This window comes from Phenylobacterium sp., assembly GCF_036563285.1.
In the GTDB taxonomy this organism is placed as follows: domain Bacteria; phylum Pseudomonadota; class Alphaproteobacteria; order Caulobacterales; family Caulobacteraceae; genus Phenylobacterium.
This window is the reverse complement of the sequence record NZ_DATCMR010000006.1, coordinates 618227-633861: the sequence shown is the minus strand read 5'-3', so window position 1 is coordinate 633861 and position 15635 is coordinate 618227. Positions and strand designations below refer to the sequence as shown.

The window sequence follows — 15635 nt, the reverse complement described above, 5'->3', positions numbered from 1 at the left end:
CAGGTCCTCCTCCGGGCGGGAAACGCCGCCGTGAGGCGGAGCGTTGCGCAGGCGGCCAAGTCGCGGGATGGAAGGTCCATGACTCCCGCTGCATTTTCCCGCGAGGACGAGGCCCTGCTCAGCCTGCTCAGGCGGCTCGAGGCCGACGGCTACGACTTCGTCACCCCGACACCCCTCAGCCATTCGCGGGTGCTGAAGCGCCCGGAGAAGCAGGTGGCGCGCGATCTACGCGACGTGCTCGGCTGGAGCTGCCCGTTCACTGCGGACCTCCTCGATCGCGAGCTGTTCGGCCTGCTGGTGGGCGCCGGCGCGCTCTCCTGTGAGGGCGAGCTCTGGAAGAGCGCGCTGCGCGTCTCGCGCCTGCACGGGCTGCTGTTCCTGCACTCGGCCTACCCGACCGACGACGAGGACTCGGTGTTCCTCGGCCCCGACAGCTACCGCTTCGCCGATTTCATCTCGGCCCAGGTCGGCACGCGGAAGTGGCTGGGCCAGGTGGTGGACGTTGGCGGCGGCGCCGGCGTGGGCGCGCTGACGGCCGCGCAGGGACGCACGGTGCGCGAGCTGATCCTCACCGATGTCAACCCTAAGGCGCTGCGGCTCGCCCGCATCAATGCCGCCCACGCCGGCCAGCCGCTGATCGCGGTGGAGGCGGCGGACCTGGAGGGGGCTCCCGAGGGCGCCGACCTGATCCTCGCCAATCCGCCCTACATCGTCGACGAGAAGTCACGCGACTACCGCCACGGGGGCGGGATGCACGGGGCGCAGGTGTCGCTGGACTGGGCGCGCCAGGCCGTGGGCAAGCTGGCGCCGGGCGGCCGCTTCCTGCTCTACACCGGCAGCGCGATCCTGGATGGCGGCCGCGACGAGCTGCGCGAGGCGCTGCGGGCCCTGGCGGCGGAGGCCGGCTGCGCATTGGCCTACCGCGAGCTCGACCCGGACGTCTTCGGGGAAGAGCTGGAGAACCCCGCCTACACGGACGCCGAGCGCATCGCGGTGGTCGGCGCGGCCATCACGAAATCGCGCGCACAGCGGCCTCAAAGTTGACGCTGCCGTCACGCAGCGTCTAAGCGCTGTATAGATCAGGAGGATCCACCATGGCCGACGGCGCGCTCGCGGACATCAAGGCGCAGGCCGAGGCGGACGCCTGGTCCCTGCCGCTGGAGCAGCTGAACCCGGCCCAGCCGGCGCTCTTCCAGGCCGACGCCCACTGGCCCATCTTCGACCGGCTCCGCAAGGAGGACCCGGTCCACTACACGGCCGAGCACGAGTTCGGCCCGTACTGGTCGATCACCAAGTACAACGACATCATGGCGGTGGACACCAACCACCAGGTGTTCTCGTCCGAGGGCGGCATCACCATCGCCGAGCAGACGCAGGGCGACGGTCCCCTGCCGATGTTCATCGCCATGGACCCGCCGCGCCACGACGTGCAGCGCAAGACCGTCAGCCCCGCCGTCTCCCCCACCAGCCTGCAGGTGATGGCGCCGCTGATCCGCGAGCGCGCGGCGATGATCCTCGACAGCCTGCCGATCGGCGAGGAGTTCGACTGGGTCGACAAGGTGTCCAAGGAACTGACGGGCATGACGCTCGCCACCCTGTTCGGCATGCCGCAGGAGGACCGCCGTCAGCTGATCTACTGGTCTGACGTGGTCACCGCCGCGCCCATGCCCGGCGGGCTGGTGGAGTCGCTCGAGCAGAAGATGCAGATCTTCGTCGACTACCACGCCTATTTCACCAAGCTCTGGAACGAGCGGGTGAACGCTGAGCCGACCGGCGACCTGATCTCCATGCTGGCGCACGGCGAGGCGACCCGGAACATGGAGCCGCGCGAGTACTTCGGGAACGTCGTGCTGCTGACCGTCGGCGGCAACGACACCACCCGCAACACCATCTCCGGCTCGATCTACGCGCTGAACCAGAACCCCGACCAGTACGACAAGCTCAGGAAGCGCCCCGAGCTGATCCCCTCGATGGTCTCGGAAACCATCCGCTGGCAGACGCCGCTGGCCCATATGCGCCGCCGCGCGCTCCGGGACATCGAGTTCGGCGGCAAGACCATCCGCAAGAGCGACAAGGTGGTCATGTGGTACGTCTCGGGCAACCGCGATGACGAGGTGATCGAGAACCCGAACGCCTACATCATCGACCGCGAGCGGCCGCGCCAGCACATCTCCTTCGGCTTCGGCATCCACCGCTGCGTCGGCAACCGGCTGGCCGAGCTGCAGCTGACCATCATCTGGGAGGAGATCCTCAAGCGCTTCCCGGAGATCGTGGTCACGGCCGAGCCGAAGCGGGTCTATTCCAGCTTCGTGAAGGGCTACGAGAGCCTGCCTGTGGTGATCCCGCGCCGGATCTAGCGCTCGTCGCGGCCCTCCCGCACCCGCACAATCACCGACTGGCTCGCAGTCGCCATCAGCTCGCCGTCTTGGGCGAAGAGGCGCATGGCGCCATGGCCGAAGCCGCCGTGGACGCCGTGGATGCGGATGTCGCAGAGCACCCACTCGGTCGGCACGATCCGGCGGATGCGGATGGTGTTGTCGAGGCTGTTGCCGCCGGCGTTCTTGCCCAGCGCATTCCCGATGCCTGAGGGTACGAAGTCGGCCATCACCGCCAGCATGGAGGCGTCGATGGCGAAGCGCTCGCGCGGCCGGATCCACAGCATGGAGCGGCCGTCCTCCTCCGGGGCGCCGTCACGCGCCCTGCCGTAGCGGCCCTTCACCACCCGCACCTCGATCCGGCTGTGCAGCCCCTCGCTGTCGCCGCGCCAGTGCTCGGCGGGGTCGCAGTCCTCGGGCTTCGGCACGTCGGGCATGGCGATCCACTGCTGGGAGAGGTCGCTGGGGCGCGCGCCCAGGGCGGCGTTGACCGTGAAGATCTCCTTGTCGTCCACGTGGCCGATGACGCGCGCCTGGCTGTTGTACTTGCCCTGCGCCGGCACCCAGACGTCGATGTCCACCACCGACGGCGGCCGCGCGTAGGACAGGTACTGCGCCGTGGCCCAGATCGCCGGCCGGCCGCAGGTCCGCTCCATGGCCGCGATCGCCGAAGCCAGGCCCACGCCGCCGAACATGAACAGGTTGCCGGGCGGGCCGACGCACACGGCCGGAGTCAGCGGCATGTACCAGCGGTGCGGGTTGTGGGTGCTGCGCAGGTCGAAGAAGAGCGGCTGGTCCATGGCCGCCGTCTCGCGCGCTCGCGCCGCGCGCGCAAGCCATCCTTTTCGCCGCCCGCGCGCTATATGAGCGACATGCCTCCCAAGTCCGTCACCGCCCAGCACGCCGCCCAGCGCGACGACATCGCCGACCTCGTCACCCGCCGCCCGGTGCCGGGGCCGCGGGTGCAGCAGGTCGACCCCTTCCTGTTCCTCAACCACCACGGGCCGCAGACCTATCCGCCGGGCAACCAGGGCCTGCCGTTCGGGCCGCACCCGCACCGCGGCTTCGAGACGGTGACCTTCATCCTGGAGGGCGAGCTCGCCCACCGCGACTCCGCCGGCCACGAGAGCGTCATCCGCCAAGGCGGCGTACAGTGGATGACCGCAGGCTCCGGCCTGATCCACGCGGAGGTCTCGCCGGAGGAGTTCAAGCGCGACGGCGGGCCGATGGAGATCCTGCAGCTGTGGGTCAACCTGCCGAGCCGCCTGAAGATGACGCAGCCGCGCTACACCGGTGTCCAGAAGGCCGAGATCCCCGAGATCAACGCCGACAAGGGCAAGGCGACGGTGAACCTGATCTCCGGGACCTGGGGCGGCCAGACCGGGCCCATCTCCTCCCTGACCGGCGTCTTCATGACCACCATCGCCCTGCAGAAGAACGGCCGCGTCGGCTTCGGCTCGCTCGCCGGGCGCAACGTCTTCCTCTACGTCGTCCGCGGCCACGTGGAGGTGAACGGCAAGGCCGCGCCGCCGTGGAACCTGGTCGAGCTCGACCTCGAGGGCGACATGCTCGAGATCGTCGGGTCCGAGGACGCCTTCGTGGTCTTCGGCCACGCCGAGCCGCTCAACGAGCCGGTGGTCGCCCACGGCCCCTTCGTCATGAACACCCGCGACGAGATCGTCGACGCGATCCGCGACTACCAGGCCGGGCTGTTCGACAACGTAACGGCCTAGAAGTTCGCCCGCCGGCTGATCGCCCCGTCGACGACCATGTTGATGCCCGTGGTGAAGGCCGAGCGGGGGCTGGCCAGGAACACCGCCGCCGCCGCGATCTCCTGCGGCGTCGCCATCCGCCCGGTCGGGTTGCGCTTGATCATCTGCTCGAAAAAGCCTGGCGCGCTTTCCTTCACATTGCCCCAGACCCCGCCCTCGAAGAACACCGTGCCCGGCGCCACCACGTTGCAGCGGATCTTCCTGGGCGCATTTTCGCGGGCGACGCCCTTGGCGAAGTGGATCTGCGCGGCCTTCATGGCGCCATAGGCGTCCGGCCGGTCCGTCTCCGCCGCCGAGATCGAGGAGACGATCAGGAAACAGGCGTCGCCGTTCGCCTGCGCCGCCTTCTCGAGATGCGGCCGGGCCACCTCGAAGCTGCGGACGGCGCCCATGATGTCCACGTCGAACATCGCCTTCCAGGTCTCCTCGGTGTTGCCGTTGACGAGCGCGCTGGCGTTGGAGACCAGGATGTCGAGCCCGCCCATCGCTTCGGCCGCGGCCTGCACGAAGCCCTTCAGCCTGGGGCCGTCGGCGATATCCACGGCCTGACCGAAGGCGAAGCCGGACTTGTCGAGGAGGACGCCCACCGTCTCGTCGACCTGCTCGATGTTCCGCGCGCAGACGGCGACCACCGCCCCCTCGTCCGCGAAGGCTTCCGCGATCGCTCGGCCGATTCCGCGGGTGCCGCCGGTCACCACCACCCGCTTGCCCTTCAGCTCAAGGTCCATACCCGTCTCCTCGCCAGATGATCCTAATGCCCCGCTTGTGAGTTGAAGCTTGGGGAAACGCCAGGGTCACCAGACGAATGGCACGATTTCGCGCGTCGCTATCGGTGCTCGCAGCAAGCCTGGCCGCCACGCTGGCCGTGACCGCCTGCGACCGCAAGCCGCCCGCCCCCGCCGCCGCGCGCCAGGTCCCCGCTCTGAAGGGCTCCACGGGCGCCACGGCGCTGATCCCGGCGGAGGACGGCCAGTGGGCCATGCCGGCCAAGGACTACGCCTCCACCCGCTTCTCGGGACTGTCGGAGATCACCGCCGCCAACGTCGCCAACCTGAAGGTGGCCTTCACCTTCTCGACCGGCGTCAACAAGGGCCACGAGGCCGCGCCGATCGTGGTGGGCGACACCATGTACGTGGTCACCCCCTACCCCAACGACCTCTACGCCCTGGACCTCGCCCGCGACGGCGCGCCGGTGAAGTGGAAGTATTCCCCCCGCCCCGCGCCCGCCAGCCAGGGCGTCGCCTGCTGCGACGTGGTCAACCGCGGCGCCGTCTACTGGGACGGCAAGGTCATCATCAACACCCTCGACGGCTACACGATCGCGCTCGACGCCCAGACCGGCCAGGAGGCCTGGAAGACCAAGCTCGGCGACATCAACCGCGGCGAGACCATCACCATGGCCCCGCTGGTGGTGAAGGGTAAGGTGCTGGTCGGCAACTCCGGCGGGGAGTTCGGGGTCCGCGGCTGGCTCGCGGCGCTCGATGCCTCGACCGGCAAGGTCGCCTGGAAGGCCTTCCACACGGGGCCCGACAAGGACGTGCTGATCGGCTCGGAGTTTCGGCCGCACTACGCCATGGACCGCGGCAAGGATCTGGGCGTCACCTCCTGGCCGCCGGAGGCCTGGAAGCTCGGCGGCGGCACCACCTGGGGCTGGATCTCCTACGACCCCGAGCTCAACCTGATCTTCTACGGCACCGCCAACCCGGGCCCCTGGAACGCCGAGCAGCGGCCGGGCGACAACAAGTGGACCAGCGGCCTCTTCGCCCGCGACGCGGACACCGGCCAGGCCCGGTGGTTCTACCAGTTCTCGCCGCACGACGTGCACGACTACGACGGCATTAACGAGAACCTGCTGCTGGAAGTCCCGGTCGGCGGCCGCGTGCGCAAGGTGATCGCCCGGCCCGAGCGCAACGGCTACCTCTACCTGCTGGACCGCGCGACGGGCGAGGTGCTCTCCGCCGACCCGTTCTCCTACGTGAACTCCAGCTTCGGCGTGGACCTGAAGACCGGCAAGCTGAAGGTCAATCCGGAGAAGGTCCCGCGCATGGGCCAGGTGGTGCGCGACATCTGCCCCACGGCCTCCGGCGCCAAGGACTGGAATCCCTCGGCCTTCTCGCCGCGCACGGGGCTGATCTACATCCCCCACGTCAACGTCTGCATGGACTGGCAGAACCTGCAGGCCAACTACATCGCCGGCACCCCGTATGTCGGCGCCGAGGTGCGGATGAAGCCCGGCCCCGGCGGCCACCGCGGCGTCTTCACCGCCTGGGACCCCGTGCGCCGCGCTGCGGTGTGGACCATCAAGGAAGACCTGCCGCTGTGGTCCGGCGCGCTCGCCACCGCAGGCGACGTGGTCTTCTACGGGACCATGGACGGGTGGTTCAAAGCCGTGGACGCCCGTAGCGGGCAAGCGCTGTGGCAGTTCAAGGCGGCCTCCGGGATCATCGGCCAGCCGGTCACCTACCGCGGGCCCGACGGCCATCAGTACGTGGCGATCCTCGCCGGCGTCGGCGGCTGGCCCGGCGTGGTCGTCACCAACAACCTCGACCCCCGCGACCCCACCGCCGCCCTGGGCTACATGGGCGCGGTCGCAGACCTGAAGCAGAAGACCACCGCGGGCGGCGTGCTCTACGTCTTCTCGCTGCCGCACTAGGGGATGCGCCGCTGGCTGATCGCGGCGGCTGCGGCGCTCCTCGGCGCCTGCCAGGGCGGAGCGCCCCCAAGCCCGCACACCGTCTACGTCTCCAACGAGCAGACCGGCGTCGTCCACGTGATCGACGGCGCACGCGGAACCGAGATCGCGAAGATCCCGGTCGGAAACCGGCCGCGCGGCCTGGAGCTCTCCCCCGACGGCGCCACGCTCTACGTGGCCGTCAGCAACGACAACCGCATCGCCTCCATCGACACGAAGACGCGGCGCGTGCGGGGCTACCTGCCGGGCGGATCGGACCCGGAGCGGTTCGCCGTCAGCCCCGACGGCAAGACCCTCTACGTCGCCAACGAGGACGAGGCGAAGGTGAGCTTCCTCGACGTCGCCACCGGCCGCGTCGTGCGCCAGACCGAGGTCGGCGGCGAGCCGGAGGGCATGGCCGTGAGCCCCGATGGCCGGCTGGTCATCTGCACCTCCGAGGCCGTGAGCCTCACCCACTTCATCGACGCCGCGACCGGCGAGCTGCTCGACAGCGTGCTCGTCGGCGCCCGCCCCCGCGACGCCCGCTTCTCCCCCGACGGCGCGCGCCTGTGGGTCAGCGCCGAGGTCGGCGCCACGCTCAGCCTGTTCGACGTGGCGACGCGCAAGCCCATCAACTCCATCGACCTGCGCCAGGGCCCGGGCGTGCAGGGCGGCGTCCAGGCCGTGCACATGGCGATCACCCGGGGCGGCGACCGGCTCTACGTGGCCGGCGGGCGCGGCAACCGTGCGGCCGAGATCGACACCCGCGCGCTGAAGGTCACCCGCTGGTTCACGACCGGCTCGCGCAACTGGGGCCTTGCGCTCTCCCCGGACGAGACCCGGCTCTACGCCGCCAGCGGCCTCTCACGCGACCTGGCCATCGTCGACCTGAAGAGCGGCCGCACGGTAAAGATGGTGAAGCTCGGCGGCCGGCCCTGGGGCGTGGTGGCGGGGCGATGAGGGCTGCGCTCATCCTCCTCCTGGCGCTGACGGCCTGCGCGCCCAAGCCGAAGCCGCTGCGGGTCTGCGCCGACCCCAACAACCTGCCGTTCTCGAACCAGGCCGGCGAGGGCTTCGAGAACCGGCTGGTCGCCCTGGTCGCCAGGGACCTCGGCCGGCCCGTCGAGTACACCTGGTGGGCGCAGCGGCGCGGCTACGTCCGCAACACCCTGCGCGACGACCGCTGCGATCTGTGGCCGGGGGTGGCGACCCAGGTGGAGATGCTGGCGACCACCCGGCCCTACTACCGCTCCACCTATGTCTTCGTGACGCGCGCGGACCGCAGGATCGCCATCGACTCCCTCGACGACCCGGACCTGAGGCGCCTGACCATCGGCGTCCAGATGATCGGCGACGACAGCTCCAACACCCCGCCGACCCACGCGCTGGCGAGGCGCGGCATCGTCCAGAACGTCCGCGGCTACATGCTCTACGGCGACTATTCCAAGCCCAACCCGCCGGCCGCCATCGTCGAGGCCGTGGACCGAGGCGAGGTGGACGTGGCGGTCGCCTGGGGCCCGCTCGCCGGCTACTTCGCCGGCAAGGCGCAGCACCCCCTGACCCTGACGCCGGTGCGGCCGTGGCTGGACGGCCCGCAGTGGCCGATGGTGTTCGACGTCTCCATGGGCGTCCGCCGCGAGGACACCGAGCTGCGCGAGCGCCTGGACGAGGTGCTGGAGCGCCGCGCGCCGGAGATCCGCGCGCTCCTGGCCGAGTACCGCGTGCCCACCGTTTCCCTCCCTTGATGGGGAGGGACGGCCGCGAAGCGGCCAGGGTGGGGAGTCACGATCGAGCTCCGACTCCGCGCCTGGCCACACTTCCCCGCCCGGCTCGCCTCCGGCGAGCTGTCCCTCCCCATTAAGGGAGGGAAGAACAAGTGCTATGGCCACGCCGTGACCGCGGCCTCCCTCATCGAACGCCCCTGGCGCGAGCCCCTCGACATCCTCCTCGGGCTCGGCGACGAGCCCTGGGCCGTGGCCTTCCTCTCGGGCGGCGCCGACGCCCGCTGGTCCTACGTCGCGGCCGAGCCCGACGCGACGCTCAGCCTCGCCGCCGACGATCCGCGCGACCCCTTCGACGCGCTCGCCGCCCTCGCCGGCCCAGCCGGCGAGGTCCACCCGGAAGGCCCCCCGTTCCAGGGCGGCGTCGCCGGCCTGGCAAGCTACGATCTCGGCGATCGAGTGGAGAACCTGGGCCTGCGCCGCCTCGACGGCTGGCCGGACCTCGCCTGCGCCCGCTACCCCGCCGTCCTCGCCTTCGACCACCACCGCAGGCGCCTCCTGGCCGTCGGGCCCAGGGCCGAAGCGGCGCTCCCCTGGCTGGACCGGCCGGCGCGCCGCCCTCGCCTGCCTCACGCGCAGCTGGAGCCGGACGATCCCGGCGCCTACGAGCGCGCGGTCGCCGAGGTGGTGGAGCGGATCTGCGCGGGCGAGATCTTCCAGGCCAACATCGCCCGGCGCTGGCGCGGCCGGCTCGCCGCGGGCGCGCAGCCCGTCGACCTCCTGGCCGCTCTCGTCGCCGCCAGCCCGGCGCCCTTCGCCAGCTACCTGCGCCTGCCGGGCCACGCCGTGGTGTCCAACTCGCCCGAGCGCTTCCTGCAGGTGCGCCGCGAGGGCGAGGCGCTGCTCGTGGAGACCCAGCCGATCAAGGGCACCGCCCCGCGCGGCCGCTGCGCCCAGGAGGACCGCGCCTACGCCGCGGCCCTGTCGGCGTCCGAGAAGGACCGCGCCGAGAACCTGATGATCGTGGACCTGATGCGCAACGACCTGGCGCGGGTCTGCACGCCCGGCTCCGTGCGAACCCCGGAGCTCTTCCGGCTCGCGAGCTTCGCCAACGTCCACCACCTGGTCTCGACGGTCACCGGCCGCCTTGCGGGCGGCCGCACGGCCGCCGACCTGCTGCGCGCGGCCTTCCCGCCGGGCTCGATCACCGGCGCGCCCAAGGTCCAGGCCATGAAGGTCATCGCCGAGTTGGAGGCGCCGCGCGGCCCCTTCTTCGGGGCCATGTTCCACCTGGGGGTCGACGGGAGCCTGGACTCCAACGTCCTCATACGGACGGCTGCGTTCGTGCAGGACGACGCCGGCTGGGGCGTCGAAGCGCGGGCCGGCGCGGGGATCGTCGCCGACAGCGATCCCGCAGCGGAGCGTCGTGAGACGGAGTCGAAGATCTCGGCCCTGCTCCGCGCGCTCGCCTCAGGCGGCGGTCTGGGCCTCGTCCGGAACGGCTGAGCGCGCGATCGCGCGGATCACCAGCGCAGCCGCGACGGCTTTGCTGGGCGCGCGTCCCCGCGCTTGCACCCGGCCGGCGGGGTCGAGCGTGGCCCACGTCCAGCCCTCCCCCGTCTGCCTGATGCGATAGCCGAAGCTGGCGTGGTCGCGCATCCCGTCCTCATTCGATCCTGGACCGGCTCAACGGGGAAACTCTGGACGCGGTTCCATCCAGTGCTCAATGTGTATTTCGCAAGTCTTCGCCCTTGCTGAGGGGAAACCGTAAAACTCAACAAATGACAATGTGTCGTGCGCCCGACATTTACTGCTGCTCTTGCAGAGTCCTCGCCGGCGCGGCATTCTTGTGGTGACTTGCAGCCGCAAGCGCGGGTTGAGCAACCAGTGGCGGGCGGGAACCAAATTCACCTCTGGCAGTTTCACGGAGTGCGCGCCGTGGACGCCGCCGCGTAACTGGGGGACTGCCGGATGACTGCCCGCTTCACGCCACGGCTCGCGCCGCGCCCGATGGACCCGGTGATGCGTCGGCTGCGCACCCTGGCCCCCCTCAGCGAAGACGAACTGGCGCTGCTCCGGACCATGGTCGAGCGGCGCGAACGCCACGCACCGGGCGAGGAGCTGGTCGCCGAGGGCTATCCGCCGCGTCGCCCGCGGTTCGTGGTTTCCGGCTGGGCCTGCCGCCAGCGGGTGATGCCCGACGGCCGCCGACAGATCTTCGGTTTCCTGCTGCCGGGCGACGGCCTCGGACTAGGCGAGCGCCCGGGCCCGCCGGCGCTGGCTGGCATCGTCGCCCTGACTGCGGTGGAGACGGTGGACGCCGAGCCGGTGATGGAGGCTGTCGCCGCGGGCCGCGCGCCGGGGTTGAAGCAGGCCATCGAGCAGGCCGCGCGCCTCGAGCACGCGTTGCTGCTGGACCACGTGGTGCGCCTAGGCCGCCAGACCGCCTACGAGCGCGTCGCCCACTTCCTGCTGGAGCTGCAGCACCGCCTCGAGATCGCCGGCTTCGGCGACGCGCAGCGCTTTCCGCTGCCGCTCACCCAGGAGATCCTCGCGGACGTGCTGGGTCTCTCCATCGTCCACGTGAACCGCACCCTGCAGCAGCTGCGCCGCGAGCGGCTGATCGAGCTTCGGAGCGGCGTGGCGATCCTGCTGCAGCCGGACATGCTGTCCAGCATCTCCGACTATCGGCGCCCTGCCTTGGCTCTCCGCAAGTCCGCATCTTAACAATCTTGGTTGCGCCGCTCCGTCTGCCCGTGTCGAGCTGAGCTGCTCGATACCCGAGGGTGGAATGAACCTGCAGCTGGCGGTGATCTGGTACGGCGGGCGCTGGACGCTGCTGGCGCCCGGCGCGCGCTACAGCCGCTACGGCTCGCGCCAGAGCGCTCTGGAGGCCGCCCAGCGGCTGGCCGAGCAGGCCCGCGGCCAGGGATACGAGGTCGAGGTCCTCCTGCAGGACGTCGGGGGCGAGCTCTTCACCGTCGACGGCGATCCTCAGCCGAACAGCCCGCCGTAGCGCTCGCGCAGCAGGTTCTTCTGCACCTTGCCCATGGCGTTGCGGGGCAGTTCGTCCACGAACAGCACCCGCTTGGGGGCCTTGTAGGCGGCGAGCTGGCGCCGCGCCTGCGCGATCAGGGCCGCCTCGTCGCCGTGCCCCGTGACGACCGCCACGACGCCTTCGCCAAAGTCGGGGTGGGGCACGCCGATCACGGCGCTCTCGGTGACGCCCGGCAGCTCGTCGAGCACCAGCTCGACCTCCTTCGGATAGACGTTGTAGCCGCCGGAAATGATCAGGTCCTTGGCGCGGCCTGAGATCCAGACCCGCCCGTCCGGGTCCTGGCGGCCCACGTCGCCGGTGATGAAGAAGCCGTCGGCGGTGAACTCCTCGGCGGTCTTCTGCGGATTGCGCCAGTAGCCGGAGAAGACGCTGGGCCCCCGGATCTGGATCACCTCGCCGTCGCCCACCCTGAGCTCCACCCCGGGCAGTGGATAGCCGACGGAGCCGGCGATGCGCGCGCCGTGCAGCGGGTTGGTGGTGATGATCACCGCCTCGCTCATGCCGTAGCGTTCCAGGATGCGCTGGCCCGTGCGCTGCTCGAATTCCTCGAAGGTGGACGGCAGCAGGGGCGCGGATCCGCAGATGAACAGGCGCACGCCCTCCGCCACTTCGCGCGTGAATCCGGGGTTGGCCAGCAGGCGCGTGTAGAAGGTCGGCACGCCCATCATCACGGTCGAGCGCTCCAGGCCCGGCAGCACCTCGGCGTCGCCGAACTTCGGCAGCCAGACCATCGGCGCCCCCGACAGGAAGGCGCAGTGCATGGCCACGAACAGGCCGTGCACGTGAAAGATCGGCAGGGCGTGCAGCAGCACGTCGTCCGGGGTGAATCCCCAGGCCTCGTGCAGCGCCAGCGCGTTCGCCGCCAGATTGCCGTGGCTGAGCATCGCCCCCTTTGAGCGCCCCGTGGTCCCCGAGGTGTAGATGATCGAGGCGAGGTCGGAGGCTGCGCGCGCGACGGGATCGACGAGCGGCGCGGAGGTCGCGTCCGCCAGGTACGCCTCGGGGTCCTGGATGAAGACGGCGGGCTCGGCGTCCTGCAGGAAGTATTCGACTTCGCTCGGCGTATAGGCGGCGTTCAGCGGCAGGAAGACCGCACCCGCCTTCAGCGTCGCGAGATAGACCACCACGCCCGCCACGCTCTTCTCCGCCTGGAGCGCCACGCGGTCGCCCGGCTGCACGCCCTCGGCCACCAGGCGCCGGGCCACGCGGGCGACCCTGTCCTCCAGCTCCCCGTAGCTCACCGAGGCGCCGTCGCTCAGCAGGAAGCAGGGCTGGGTCCGATCGGCCGGGAAGCGGCCGGCCAGCAGCTCGTACAGGTTCTCGGACATGCCTAGCCGGTGTTCCTCAGGCCCGCGGCCACGCCGTTGATGGTCAGGTGGATGCCTTCGCGGACGGCCTCGTGCTCGTCGCCGGCGCGCCGCCTGCGGATCAGCTCGATCTGCAGGTGGTTCAGTGGGTCGATGTAGGGGAGCCGCGAGCGGATCACGGCGGCGAGGTCCGGGTGCTTCTCCAGCAAGGCCGACTGCCCGGTGATGGCGAGTAGCGCCTCGTGGGTCCGCTCCCACTCCGCGCAGATCTCGCCGAACACGTGCTCCGCCAGCTTGCGATCCTCCACCAGGCCGGCGTAGCGGCGCGCGACGCCCAGGTCGGCCTTCGCCAGCACCATCTCCATGTTGGCGAGCGTCGTGGCGAAGAACGGCCAGCTCTCGTGCAGGTCCGCCAGCTGCGACAGCGGGATGCCGGAATTCCTCACCGCCGAGCCGAAGCCGTACCAGCCGGGCACCATGGCCCGCGACTGCGACCAGGAGAACACCCACGGGATCGCCCGCAGGCCCTGGATGGTCCGCGTCGCCTGCCGCGAGGTGGGGCGCGAGCCGATGTTCAGGTCGGCGATCTCGGTGATCGGGGTGGCGGCAAAGAAGTAGTCGGCGAACCCCGGGGTCTCGTAGACCAGCGCGCGGTAGGCGGCCATGGCCTCGCGGGCGAGCGCGTCCATGGCCTTGGAATGGGCCGGCGCCACCTCGGCGCTGGCGGCCTTGCGCAGCGAGGCCAGCACGACACCGGCGGTGAGCGTCTCCAGGCTCTGTCGGGCAAGCTCCGGGTCGGCGTACTTGTTGGCGACGACCTCGCCCTGTTCGGTGATGCGGATGCGCCCGTTCACCGTCCCCTGCGGCTGGGCCAGGAGGGCGTCGAAGCTGGAGCCGCCGCCCCGGCCCACCGCGCCGCCCCGGCCGTGGAAGAGCTGGAGGCGGAGCCCCTCTCCCCCCACGACGGAACACAGCGCCCGCGAGGTCTTGTGCAGCTCCCAGGTGGAGGTGAGGTAGCTGCCGTCCTTGTTCGAGTCCGAATAGCCGATCATCACCTCCTGCAGGCCGTGATCGGCCAGCAGGTCGCGCACCAGCGGGATGCCCAGGTAGCGGGCCATGGTCTTGGGCGCCTGGCGCAGGTCCTCGATGGTCTCGAACAGCGGCTCGGCGAAAACTTCAGTGCGCGGCGGGGCGCCGGGCCGGAACAGCCCCACCTCCTTGAGCAGCAGGTAAACCTCCAGCAGATCCGACACCGACTGGGTGTTGGAAACGATATAGGCCCGGATCGCAGCGCGGCCGTAGAGGCGCTTCACCTCGGCGGCCGCCTCGAGCACGGCCAGTTCGCGCTGCGTCTCGTCGGAATAGGCCGCGAAGGGGGAGCGCAGGACCCGGCCGTGGGACAGCTCGGAGACCAGCAGCTTGCAGCGGGCCGCCTCGTCGAGCTTCTCGTAGTCGTCGGCGACGCCCGCGCCCTTCAGCAGCTCCGCGGCCACCCGCTCGTGCACGGCGGAGTTCTGGCGCAGGTCCAGGGTGGCCAGGTGGAAGCCGAACACGTCGACGGCGCGGATCAGCTCCGGCAGTGGCCCCTGGCCGAAGGCCGGGCCGTGCTTGGTGAGCAGCGAGTCCAGCACGACCTGCAGGTCGGCCTTCAGGGCCTCGGGCCCCTCGTAGGGCTGCGCCGGGAACGACGGCCGCGCAGGCTCCTCGCCCGTGAGCTGCGGATAGGCGGCGGCAAGGCGCGCGTAGATGCCGGTCAGCGCGCGGCGGTACGGCTCGTCGGCGCGGTGCGGCGACGGGTCCGGCGAGCCGTCGGCCAGCGCCTGCAGCTGCGGCGTCACCTCCACGAGGCCGGCCGACATGGAGAGCTCCGCGCCGAGCGCATGAATGCGGTCGAGGTACATCCGCAGCGCCGCCCGTGACTGCCGCGCCAGGGCCTGGCGCATCACCTCGGCGGTCACGAACGGATTGCCGTCGCGGTCGCCGCCGACCCAGGAGCCGACCGAGAGGAAGCTCGGCAGGTCGGGCGCGTCGAGCACCTCGCCCCAGTGCGCGTACAGGCGCGGGATCTCCGCCAGGAAGCTGCGCTCGAAATAGGAGACCGCGTTCTCGATCTCGTCGGCGACGCCGATCTTCACATTCCGCAGCAGCCGCGTGCGCCAGAAGATCGACACCTGCCGCAGCAGCTCCCTCTCGATCGCCGCGCGGTCGCCGTCGGACCGGGCGTGGTCGAAGGCGTCCAGTTGCCCGGCGATCGCCCCCTGCCGGTCCAGCACGCTCTTGCGGCGCACCTCCGACGGGTGGGCGGTGATCACCGGGGCCATCAGGGCTTCAGACAGGAGCTCGCGCACCAGGTCCGGCGACACCCCCTCCGCGATCAGGGCCCGGAGCGCGCCGGCCAGGGTGTCCGGCCGCGCGTCCCCGGCCCGCCCGCGGCGGCGCTGGATCTGGTCCTCGGCGATGTTGGTGATCTGCAGGAAGCAGGCGAAGGAATGAGCGAAGCGCACCGTCTCGGTCAGGCTGAGCTTGCCGAGCTTCTGGGCGAGCGCCTTGCTCGCCTTGTCGGTGCCCTCCTTGTGGAAGCCCACCGAGGCGCGACGGATCTCCTCGATTTGGTCGAACACCGCCTGGCCGTCCTCGGCGCGGATCACGTCGCCCAGTATCCGGCCGAGGAAGCGGACGGTCGATCGGAGCTGGTCGGGCAGCGACTGGGTCATGGCGGGCGCAAGGAAAG

Annotated in this window: 14 protein-coding genes; 9 read left to right on the top strand and 5 right to left on the bottom strand. The window is 70.7% G+C overall.

Annotated features, from left to right (window positions below; all coding sequences use genetic code 11):
• Positions 1–78: 78 nt before the first annotated feature.
• Positions 79–1044 carry a methyltransferase gene (locus VIL76_RS08005; protein ID WP_332044479.1) on the top strand — a complete coding sequence of 322 codons (966 nt, stop codon included), beginning with the start codon at positions 79–81 and terminating at the stop codon, positions 1042–1044.
• A gap of 50 nt (positions 1045–1094) precedes the next feature.
• Complete coding sequence (locus tag VIL76_RS08000; protein ID WP_332044478.1) at positions 1095–2357, top strand: cytochrome P450; 1263 nt, start codon at positions 1095–1097, stop codon at positions 2355–2357.
• Here VIL76_RS08000 and VIL76_RS07995 read toward each other — a convergent pair.
• Entirely contained in the window at positions 2354–3175 is an 822-nt protein-coding gene (locus VIL76_RS07995) for an acyl-CoA thioesterase (protein ID WP_332044477.1), read from the bottom strand. The two genes, VIL76_RS08000 and VIL76_RS07995, sit on opposite strands and share 4 nt — an antisense overlap.
• A 72-nt stretch (positions 3176–3247) precedes the next feature.
• On the opposite strand from VIL76_RS07995, the gene VIL76_RS07990 reads away from it, so the two are divergent.
• Positions 3248–4108: a pirin family protein gene (locus VIL76_RS07990; protein ID WP_332044476.1), complete on the top strand. Its 861-nt coding sequence runs from the start codon at positions 3248–3250 to the stop codon at positions 4106–4108.
• Here the strand turns inward: VIL76_RS07990 and VIL76_RS07985 are convergent.
• Positions 4105–4875, bottom strand: a complete 771-nt coding sequence (locus VIL76_RS07985) for an SDR family oxidoreductase (protein ID WP_332044475.1) — start codon at positions 4873–4875, stop codon at positions 4105–4107. The two genes, VIL76_RS07990 and VIL76_RS07985, sit on opposite strands and share 4 nt — an antisense overlap.
• 77 nt (positions 4876–4952) lie before the next feature.
• Here VIL76_RS07985 and VIL76_RS07980 point away from each other — a divergent pair, with 77 nt between their 5' ends.
• From VIL76_RS07980 to VIL76_RS07965, 4 genes are all read left to right on the top strand, one after another.
• Positions 4953–6800 (top strand): methanol/ethanol family PQQ-dependent dehydrogenase, encoded by a 1848-nt coding sequence (locus tag VIL76_RS07980; RefSeq protein ID WP_332044474.1) that lies wholly within the window; start codon positions 4953–4955, stop codon positions 6798–6800.
• 3 nt (positions 6801–6803) lie between these two features.
• Complete coding sequence (locus VIL76_RS07975; RefSeq protein ID WP_332044473.1) at positions 6804–7778, top strand: PQQ-dependent catabolism-associated beta-propeller protein; 975 nt, start codon at positions 6804–6806, stop codon at positions 7776–7778.
• The gene (locus VIL76_RS07970; RefSeq protein ID WP_332044472.1) at positions 7775–8563 is read left to right on the top strand and encodes a substrate-binding domain-containing protein; all 789 of its coding nucleotides are present in this window, start codon (positions 7775–7777) and stop codon (positions 8561–8563) included. The genes VIL76_RS07975 and VIL76_RS07970 overlap by 4 nt, the downstream gene beginning before the upstream one ends.
• 147 nt (positions 8564–8710) lie before the next feature.
• Entirely contained in the window at positions 8711–10045 is a 1335-nt protein-coding gene (locus VIL76_RS07965; protein ID WP_332044471.1) for an anthranilate synthase component I family protein, read from the top strand.
• Here the strand turns inward: VIL76_RS07965 and VIL76_RS07960 are convergent.
• Positions 10010–10198 carry a hypothetical protein gene (locus VIL76_RS07960; RefSeq protein WP_332044470.1) on the bottom strand — a complete coding sequence of 63 codons (189 nt, stop codon included), beginning with the start codon at positions 10196–10198 and terminating at the stop codon, positions 10010–10012. The genes VIL76_RS07965 and VIL76_RS07960 overlap by 36 nt on opposite strands.
• Before the next feature lie 312 nt (positions 10199–10510).
• Here VIL76_RS07960 and VIL76_RS07955 point away from each other — a divergent pair, with 312 nt between their 5' ends.
• Positions 10511–11266, top strand: coding sequence for a Crp/Fnr family transcriptional regulator (locus VIL76_RS07955; RefSeq protein ID WP_332044469.1), 756 nt, complete (start codon positions 10511–10513; stop codon positions 11264–11266).
• Positions 11267–11330: 64 nt separating this feature from the next.
• Positions 11331–11555 (top strand): hypothetical protein, encoded by a 225-nt coding sequence (locus tag VIL76_RS07950; RefSeq protein WP_332044468.1) that lies wholly within the window; start codon positions 11331–11333, stop codon positions 11553–11555.
• Here VIL76_RS07950 and VIL76_RS07945 read toward each other — a convergent pair.
• Positions 11534–12925, bottom strand: coding sequence for an AMP-binding protein (locus VIL76_RS07945; protein WP_332044467.1), 1392 nt, complete (start codon positions 12923–12925; stop codon positions 11534–11536). The genes VIL76_RS07950 and VIL76_RS07945 overlap by 22 nt on opposite strands.
• A gap of 2 nt (positions 12926–12927) precedes the next feature.
• On the bottom strand, positions 12928–15618 hold the full coding sequence (gene ppc / locus VIL76_RS07940; protein WP_332044466.1) for a phosphoenolpyruvate carboxylase: 2691 nt from the start codon (positions 15616–15618) through the stop codon (positions 12928–12930).
• Positions 15619–15635: the final 17 nt, after the last annotated feature.